Here is an 8,239-nt window from a genome sequence, read left to right on the forward strand (position 1 = left end):
CCGATAAGGCTGGGGACGCTGACGCAACTCAGCGACAGCTGTCCCCAACCTCGATTTCCGTGGCCAGCAACTGGTGATCGCTGTTGTAGCCATTGCCTTGCACTTCCACGCAATCGCCTTCATGCAGGGTCTTGCCCTCGTGCACGTCGCTGGGGGTGTAGGCCACCGTCACGCCACGCACGACAAACGTTTGCGCGGTAACCTGGCTGATCTGCCCGTGCAATTCTGTGCCGCTTTCCTCTTGCGCCAGCGCGGTGCCGGTAGCCAACTCGGTGGCGATCAAGACGCCGGCTTGCAAGCGCCCCTCCGCGCGCACCCGCTCACCCAAGGTCAGAGGCGTCGAGATGGTCAGGCCATGTACGTTCACGACTTGCCCGTCCACCTTCATCAACCCCGAGGCATCCGGCTGTTGCGTGACCAGGCCTTCCACACTGGCCTCGTCCATGTCTTCCACCAAAGGCTGGTCCACCACGATGCGGGTGGCCACCCAGGCGCCTGAGACCGGGATCGGACGGAACCACACACGAATGCGGGCCGTAGCGCCGACACCAGTGGGCAGGGTGCCCAGCGCGGTTCTGTAGTCAATGATCTGGCGTACCGTGGCTTGACCCACATACACCTCACTCGACACAGCAGAGACATAGCCGACCATCTTGTAGGACGACGGTGCCGCGCTCAACACATCCACACGCGTCGCGGTGTACACACCTGCGGCATCCAGTAAACCGTAGACCTCGACCTGGTCACCCGATGTCGGCACCCGCGTCACGACAGTCTGCGCCGTGGCCTTCACCTGCTGCTGGTGTACCGTCAAAGAGGCCAGCGAACCGTCCAGATTGATCACCACATTGGCGGCTGGCCCCACCAGCACGCTGCCATAACGCACGGTGCTGGCTGTGGCCACAGGCGTGGCGCCCGAAGTCGATGCGGGCGTGACACCCGAGCCCTGCACCTCCACCATCATGCCCAATTTCAATTCTGCAGGGTCGCGGCTGGCGCTGCCATCCGTGTCGTCGTCACGCTGGATGCGCGCTGCATCCACGTCGTAACGCACGTTGTTGACGATGATCGAACCCAGGCCGGATACAGGCCCGTTGGTGTAGGACCCTGTCCCGCCCGTACCCACCCCACTGCCATTGGCCTGGGTATCGCCCGGCGCGCCGCCGCCACAACCCGCGAGCACCAGCACCAGGCTCAACAGACACAGGCATGTCCACTTCAGATGTCTCAGCATGATGCTACTTCCCGCTGGGCAAACGGCGCGGCACCACGCCGGCACTGCCCGTCTCTGGCTCGGTCTGCGCCGAATCCTGGTGATAGGTAAAAAGACCCAGTCGCACACGCCTGGTGGCGATCTCGGGCGATTGCGCGTCCTCGTCGATGCGCTGCTCAAGCAAAGGCACCGCTTCGGTGACCAAGGCCTTCCAATGCTTGCGCGCCAGGTTGCGCACTTCTTCGACCGAATCGGCTGACAGGCCTTGCGCAAAAACCGCCTGCTCGAAGTGCGCAGGCTCATCACCGATCACGTTCTCGACCGCCGCGTGCAGGTGGTCGCCCACGTTGTCGCCCAGGAACTCGACCATGCGCTGCAGATCCCCGCGTGGTGCAAAGGCGTCCTGAATCAGGCTGACCGTGTCGGTCTCGGCATCCCATCTGGCCAGATCAAGCCTGCACAGTTCATCGAGCATCGTCCTGGGATGCACGTCCTGCGTGATCGAACGGGCCAGGGCTTCAAAGCTGGGCGCATCACCCAGGCGAGGCAGCACCCTGGGCTTGCCTTTGACGCGCAGCTTGCGGTCAGAGATCCAGCGCGTGAACAACTGGGACACCAATGAGGCGCCTGCCGGGCTAGGCGCGCCAGGATCGGACTGCGTCAAACGCGTCACCTCGCGGCGATTGATGCCCGTGGCAGCGCTGATGCGGCTGACCAGGCGATGCGCAGGCAAACCCTGCGCCAACTGGGCCTCTTGCGCGGAACGCACAAAGGCCTGCTTCAGCGACTCTTCCACAACCGCATAGGTCAGACCTCTGGCCACGGCCAGATCTGCCAGCGGGGCCAGGACGGACTGGATGGCATCCGCCAACGCGTCGTGATCAGAGGGCTGCGGGGAACCTGCAGAAGAAGGCATTGAGGGAGCTGGAAAATGCCGCCCGATGAAATGGGCGATGCTCCCATTTTAATCGAGTGGCGCAATCTTCATCTGATTGACCTCCCGCAAGCCAGGTATTTCAGCACTGCGGGAGCGTGCTTTACACTGCGACACATGATTGCTCGCGCCAGCTCCCGTCTTCGCTGGATGGTCTGGATGACTGCCATGGTCGTCCTGCTGAGTGCGCTCGCCCCTGCAGTTTCACGCTGGTTGGCGGCAAACCAGCAGGCCGACCACACGGCAGCACCGCCTGCCGAGGTCTGCGTGAGTCGTGAGGGCCTGCCCTCCATCATCGTGGTCAAGCCACATCAGGAACAGCCCGCCCATCACGCCTGGCTGGATCACTGCCCGCTTTGCGTCATGCAAGCCGATCATGCAGGGCTGCCGCCCACACAAACGGCATCGCTGCCATTGAATGAACTTCAGCACGAAGTTCCGTACCTGTTCCTGAATGCGCCTCGGGCCATGCCCATCTGGGCGCCGGCACAGGCCAGAGCGCCGCCCGTTGCCCTGGCCTGATCCCACGCCTTTGTTCACAGTGCGCTGACGCGCCTGGAACACAACCCGCCATCACGCACCCCGCCCTGTCGAGCCGGATCACACCGATCCGCCGACAGCTCGGCCGTGCGCATCAGGATTTTCCGAACATGTTCACTCGTCAAATTTTGCTGGCCCTGAGTGCGGCCAGCTTGTCCCTGCCTGTCTTGGCTCACGTGTCCTACACCGGCCGTGATCTGGGCACCTACGATGGCCTCAGCACGGCTGGCGCCACCATCACCAACCAGGCCACCACCGGCAACTACGGCTGGGCCGATGCGGCTGACGCAGACTGGGGCGACAGCCACAAGGGCAAGTGGTTCAAGTTCACGCTCACGGGCGATGCCTTGGTCACGCTCACCGTCAGTGCCAACGCTGGCGCAACCAGCACGTCGATCGGCGGCTTGCTGCCCGGCTTCTCGGTCTACCAGGGCATCGCGCCCACCAGTGTGGATCCTGGCAACGCTGCCGTGAGCTACCTGTCTTACGACACGTCCACGGCATCCACAGCCTACAAGGCCAGCCTACCCTTCCCCGTCGAAGGCGTGTGGAACGCCGTGGGCGACTTTCAGATCGGCAATGACTTTGGCGCCATCAACACCTTGAGCTTCAAGGGCTACGCGGTCGATGGCGTGGGCGCCGTGCAAGGCGGCACCGGCGATGGCCTGCTGGACGGCATCACCAGCAAGACCTTTGCCCTGAGTGCGGGCACCTACTCGCTGATCGTGGGCGGCGCGGACTACGACGCCCAGCTCGCCAGCAACCCCAACCTGGCGGCCGCCTATGGCATGAGCGTGGGCATTCAAGTCAGCAGCGTGCCGGAACCCGCCACGCTGAGCCTGTACGCACTGGGCCTGGCTGGCCTGCTGATCGGCGCACGCCGTCGCAGCCAACGCTGATTCACCCACCATCAACACAAGAGGAACACATATGACAAGCATCTCTCCACGCACCTATCACGTGGCCCGTTGCGCCACCTTGTTGGGCGCATCCCTGCTGGCACTGGCTGGTAACGCGCAAGCCCAGGGCTCGCTGGACGGCAGCACCCTGACCATTGAATACGGCCTGGATGCGGGCACCGGCTGGCAAACCATCAAGTCGCAAACCTTCACCGTGGGCGCAGGCCGAGAAGTCAGCAACTGGTCGATCGACAGCAAAAACACCATCCAGTGGAACATCGATGTCAGCGGCACCGATGTGCTGTTTACCTATGTCGGCAGCGGTGACTTCATGAACTTCGGTTCGCCCGACAAGCTGGGCTTTCGCATCGTTGACAGCAGCAACAGCATTGCCGCCATCGAAGGCGCGACCGTGACCAACACCAGCTATGTGCCCAATGCGCAAGGCAATTTGCTGGAAGGCTTTGACCCGGCCACGGCCTTGACCTTCGATGCAGACCATTTGTACGTCAATCTGAACTCGTCCATGTACCACCACCATGCCATGCCGGGCATGGGTGACCCTGTACGCGACGCCATCGGCTTGCACCTGAGCTTGCAACAGACCGCTGCCGTGCCCGAGGCCTCAACCTGGACTCAGATGGGCCTGGGCTTGCTGGCCGTGAGTGCCATCGCTCGTCGCCGTCAGGCTCGTCGCGCTACACAAGCCGGGCAGCAGTGATGAGCATGCGGTACCAGACCATCGGATGGGCCTGCATGAGCCTGATGCTGGCGATGGATGCCTCGGCACAGGCCAGCGCCAACGCCGGCACCACGGCAGATCAGGATCAATTGCCCACTGTATCGATCAAGGCAGCTTCCAAGCAGCAACCTGCACAGAGCAAAGTCAAACTCAAAGGGCAAACCGATGAGCAAGACGATGTGGCGCAGTTGCTCAAGCAAGTCAGTGGCGTGCAGGTCAACCGACAGTCTGGTACCGCAGGCACGGTGCTCGTGCGAGGCCTGGGTGGCTCGCGCCTGCCCGTGCTCAAGGATGGCATCGCCCTGGAAGCGGCCTGCAACCATGGCATGGACCCGGCCACGTCCTACATCGACCCGGAGGCCGTTGATCAAGGCACCGTCATCAAAGGGCCGAGCACCGTGCGCTATGCCGGAGTGCTGGCCGGCGCACTGGTGTTCGAGCGCCAGGCACCGCCTTCTGACGCCCCCTCCGGGCTCAAGCTCAGCCAGACGCTTGCGGCATTTGGCAAGCAGCAGACACACGCCGAGGGCCTGCTCAACGCCGAAGCGGCCTGGGCCAAGGTCACCAACCGGCATCTGCAAAGCGACGATGAACGTGACGGGCACGGCCAACGCATCCCCTCTAGCTACCTGCGCGACAACCATGATCTGGAGCTGGGATGGCGACTCACAGAAGAGCAGACCTTGTCTGCCACGCTGACCCGCAGTGATGGCTGGGCCGTCTACCCGGCGTATCACATGGACGGCACGCGCTTTCTGTCTGACAGCCTGGGCTTGCAATGGCGGGCGCAACGCCTGTCACCATGGGTGAAACAAGCCGAAGCTCAGGTGCGCTGGCAAAGCGTGGATCACGCGATGGACAACTTCACGCTGCGTGGCGAGGAAGGCACGTATCAGCCCGACGAGAGCAACCGCTTGCGCGAAGTCATGCAGCAACGCAATCGTTCGAGAGCAGCCAGCCTGCATGTGGATCTGGATATGGCCGAGGAACAGGTCCTGCGCCTGGGCCTGGACAGCCGTTTGGACAGCTACGACGCCCAGAACCACCTCAGCAGCACGCAATGCTTTGACTTTGGCTCGGGGCCCACATGCTTGAGCAATGACCCAGGTCTCAAGCCCTATTACGACATCCACATTCAACAGACCGGCGTTTACGCCGAATGGCTGGCCACGATGGGCCCCACGTCCCTGAGCACGGGCTTACGAGTCGATTCGAGAGAGTCACGTGCAGGAGACATTCGCGACTTCAGCGCCAATGCCAACCCTGTCAAGGGCCAAGACACCCGCCGCCACATGACGCTTCACAGTGCGTTCGCCCGTGCCGAGCACAGGATCGACGCCCAATGGCAAGCCCATGCCGCCATCGGGCAAGCCGAACGAGGCCCCGACTACGTCGAGATCGGCAGTCTGCAGGGCTATGACCTGGCCGTCGAACAGCACAAGGAGCTCAATGCTGGCCTGCGCTACAGCACACGCCAACTCAGCGCCAGCGTCAATGGCTTCATCAACCTGATCGACAACTTCATGCTCGTCACCAGCGGCACGAGCGCGAAAAGCGTAGATGCCGTTCGCAGAGGGCTGGAAAGCGAGTTGAACTGGGCTGCCAGCCCGGCCCTCACATTGGGTGGCAACCTGAGCCTGGTCTGGGCAGCCAACAAGACCGATCATGTGGCACTGGCACAGACCCCGCCCACACAAGGCCGCCTGTACGCGGCCTGGAAGCAGGATGCCTATGGCTTGAAGCTCATCACACGCATGGCCGATGGCCAGCAGCGAATCGACCGCAACCACGGCAGCACCAATGGCCTGGATGTGGCGGCCACGCCTGGCTTCAGCGTGTGGGACATCCAGAGCGATTACAAGTTCAGCAAACAGGTGCAGTTGGCAGCAGGTATCGACAATGTGTTCGATCGCTATTACGTCGAGCACCTGAACCACAGCAGTTCGGTGTCATGGGCCAATCTGGGTAGCACCTTGCCTTCGCAAGTGCCCGAAGCGGGTCAACGTTGGTGGGTCAAGCTGGGCGTCAGCCTGCCTTGATGCCGGCACAGCGCGTCAGGACTGGTGCCAGTCCTTGTGATGGACCAGGCGGGTATGGGCGTCAGTGACCACCACCTTGTCCCGCCCGGATCGCTTGGCGGCGTACAGGCCTTCATCAGCGCGAGCGATGGCGCCTGACCAATCCTCATCCTGATGCAGGCTTTGGGCCACGCCGATGCTGATGGTCACGCTCAGACTGGTGTCTTCACCGCAGTGCACCTCCATGCTGGCGATGAGATGCCGCAAGCGCTCTGCCACTTGCCGGGCATCGTCCACATCAGCCGTGGCCAGGACGATCAGGAACTCCTCGCCACCGATGCGGCCCACACGGTCGCCATCACGCAGGTTCTGGCACAAGGCGTGCGCGACCTTGCGCAACACCTCATCGCCTACGCCGTGGCCATAGCGATCGTTGATGCTCTTGAAGTGATCGACATCGCACATCATCAGGCACAAGGTCTGGCTGGCTTGCCTTCGATCCCTGTGCAAGGCTTCGAGATGCGCCAGTATGGCGCGCCGATTCAACAAGCCGGTGAGCGCATCACGCTCGGCCATGTCGGCCAGCTTGACCTCCAGCGCCTTGCGCTCCGTGATGTCGAGAATGGTGCCCACGATGCCGGTCACCTCGCCATCCACACCATAGAGCGCCGCCTTGTGAAACACCACGTGGCGGCGCTCGCCATCGCAGCGCTTGATCTGCGCCTCGTAGCGTTGCTCGCCGCCCGACTGCATCAAGGCCGCGTCGGCATCGAAGTGCGATTTGGCGTACTCCTCTGGCGAGATATCGAACACGGTCAAGCCGATGATCTCGCGCCGAGGCCGGCCTACCAGCCGGGCAAATGCGCGATTGCACCCTTGGTAAACACCCGTTCTGTCCTTGAAGAAGACGGGCGTCGGAAGGGCATCCAGCACAGACTGGACGAGGTCAGGTAGCAAGTGAGAAAACAGCACTTCACCAGTCCTGATAAGGTCAAAAAGGATTTGACATTATCGATGTAACACTTGAAATGTCACGTGCAGTATTCACGCTTTGCCGGCGCGAAACCATCTCAGGATCTGCAATGAAACCAGAGTACCGAACAAGGCGCCACAGATGGCAATACCGCCAGGCTCGCCGGGCCATGCCATCTTGAACAAGGCACTCAAATCAGGCACGAAGAAGACCACGGCCAACAGGCCCAGCGTCAATGACAACATGCGCCACAAGGCGGGATTGGGACGCACCAGCCCCGACATCACGTGGCCTTGCAGTGAGCGGTTGTTGACGATGAGCAAGATGTTCACGGCAATGAGTGACAAGAAGCCGCCGGCCCGCGCCTGCGACTCGCCCAGGCCCTGCTGCAACAACCAGGCGTAGGCCAGGCCAACGGACCCCAAGGCCAGCAAGCCCTGCATCAGGCTGTCAAACATCATCGAGCGTGTCAGCAAAGGTCGCCCGGTTTCACGCGGGGGGCGCTGCATGACGCCGTGCTCATCGGGCTCTGCCTCGAAAACAATCGAGCAGACTGGATCGATGATCAGCTCCAGAAAAGCGATGTGCACGGGCATGAACAGCAAGGGCCAGCCCATCAGCAATGGCAGCAAGGTCAGGCCTGCGATTGGCACATGCACGGCCAGCACGAAGGCCATGGCCTTGCGCAGGTTGTCATCGATACGCCGCCCCAGTTGCACGGCCTTGACGATGGCACCGAAGTCATCGTCAAGCAACACCATGGCAGAGGCCTCACGTGCCACGTCGGTACCGCGCGCCCCCATGGCCACACCGATATCGGCAGCCTTGAGCGACGGCGCATCATTGACGCCATCACCCGTCATGGCCACCACGTGCCCGCCTGATTGCAAGGCCTGCACGATGCGCAACTTCTGCTCCGG

8 protein-coding genes are annotated in these 8,239 nt (G+C 62.3%); 4 read left to right on the forward strand and 4 right to left on the reverse strand.

Annotation, left to right across the window (positions count from 1 at the left end; translation table 11 throughout):
- Positions 1-28 precede the first annotated feature (28 nt).
- Positions 29-1,234: a DUF5666 domain-containing protein gene (locus EPO09_RS08530; RefSeq protein WP_290642141.1), complete on the reverse strand. Its 1,206-nt coding sequence runs from the start codon at positions 1,232-1,234 to the stop codon at positions 29-31.
- Positions 1,235-1,238: 4 nt separating this feature from the next.
- Entirely contained in the window at positions 1,239-2,129 is an 891-nt protein-coding gene (locus EPO09_RS08535) for a DUF6502 family protein (RefSeq protein ID WP_290642142.1), read from the reverse strand.
- 177 nt (positions 2,130-2,306) lie between these two features.
- Between EPO09_RS08535 and EPO09_RS08540 the strand changes: the two genes are divergently transcribed.
- From EPO09_RS08540 to EPO09_RS08555, 4 genes are all read left to right on the forward strand, one after another.
- Positions 2,307-2,669: a DUF2946 family protein gene (locus EPO09_RS08540; protein WP_290642144.1), complete on the forward strand. Its 363-nt coding sequence runs from the start codon at positions 2,307-2,309 to the stop codon at positions 2,667-2,669.
- Between the two features lie 128 nt (positions 2,670-2,797).
- The gene (locus EPO09_RS08545; RefSeq protein WP_290642146.1) at positions 2,798-3,586 is read left to right on the forward strand and encodes a PEP-CTERM sorting domain-containing protein; all 789 of its coding nucleotides are present in this window, start codon (positions 2,798-2,800) and stop codon (positions 3,584-3,586) included.
- A 31-nt stretch (positions 3,587-3,617) separates the two neighbouring features.
- A complete protein-coding gene (locus EPO09_RS08550; RefSeq protein WP_290642148.1) occupies positions 3,618-4,307 on the forward strand; it encodes a hypothetical protein in 690 nt (229 codons plus the stop codon).
- Positions 4,307-6,367 (forward strand): TonB-dependent receptor, encoded by a 2,061-nt coding sequence (locus EPO09_RS08555; protein ID WP_290642150.1) that lies wholly within the window; start codon positions 4,307-4,309, stop codon positions 6,365-6,367. Before EPO09_RS08550 ends, EPO09_RS08555 begins: the two co-directional genes overlap by 1 nt.
- Positions 6,368-6,382: 15 nt before the next feature.
- Here the strand turns inward: EPO09_RS08555 and EPO09_RS08560 are convergent, their stop codons facing one another.
- Together EPO09_RS08560 and EPO09_RS08565 are read right to left on the reverse strand one after the other, a co-directional pair.
- Positions 6,383-7,318, reverse strand: coding sequence for a GGDEF domain-containing protein (locus tag EPO09_RS08560; protein ID WP_290642152.1), 936 nt, complete (start codon positions 7,316-7,318; stop codon positions 6,383-6,385).
- A gap of 72 nt (positions 7,319-7,390) precedes the next feature.
- Positions 7,391-8,239: cation-translocating P-type ATPase (locus EPO09_RS08565; RefSeq protein WP_290642154.1), on the reverse strand; the 849-nt coding region annotated here is incomplete at its 5' end.

The sequence above is a fragment of the Aquabacterium sp. genome (assembly GCF_004297345.1).
GTDB lineage: Bacteria > Pseudomonadota > Gammaproteobacteria > Burkholderiales > Burkholderiaceae_C > Aquabacterium.

Coding starts and splice junctions, on each gene's coding strand:
- EPO09_RS08550 (WP_290642148.1), top strand. CDS start 3,618: ATGACAAGCATCTCTCCACGCACCTATCACGTGGCCCGTTGCGCCACC.
- EPO09_RS08535 (WP_290642142.1), bottom strand. CDS start 2,129: ATGCCTTCTTCTGCAGGTTCCCCGCAGCCCTCTGATCACGACGCGTTG.
- EPO09_RS08555 (WP_290642150.1), top strand. CDS start 4,307: ATGAGCATGCGGTACCAGACCATCGGATGGGCCTGCATGAGCCTGATG.
- EPO09_RS08530 (WP_290642141.1), bottom strand. CDS start 1,234: ATGCTGAGACATCTGAAGTGGACATGCCTGTGTCTGTTGAGCCTGGTG.
- EPO09_RS08540 (WP_290642144.1), top strand. CDS start 2,307: ATGACTGCCATGGTCGTCCTGCTGAGTGCGCTCGCCCCTGCAGTTTCA.
- EPO09_RS08545 (WP_290642146.1), top strand. CDS start 2,798: ATGTTCACTCGTCAAATTTTGCTGGCCCTGAGTGCGGCCAGCTTGTCC.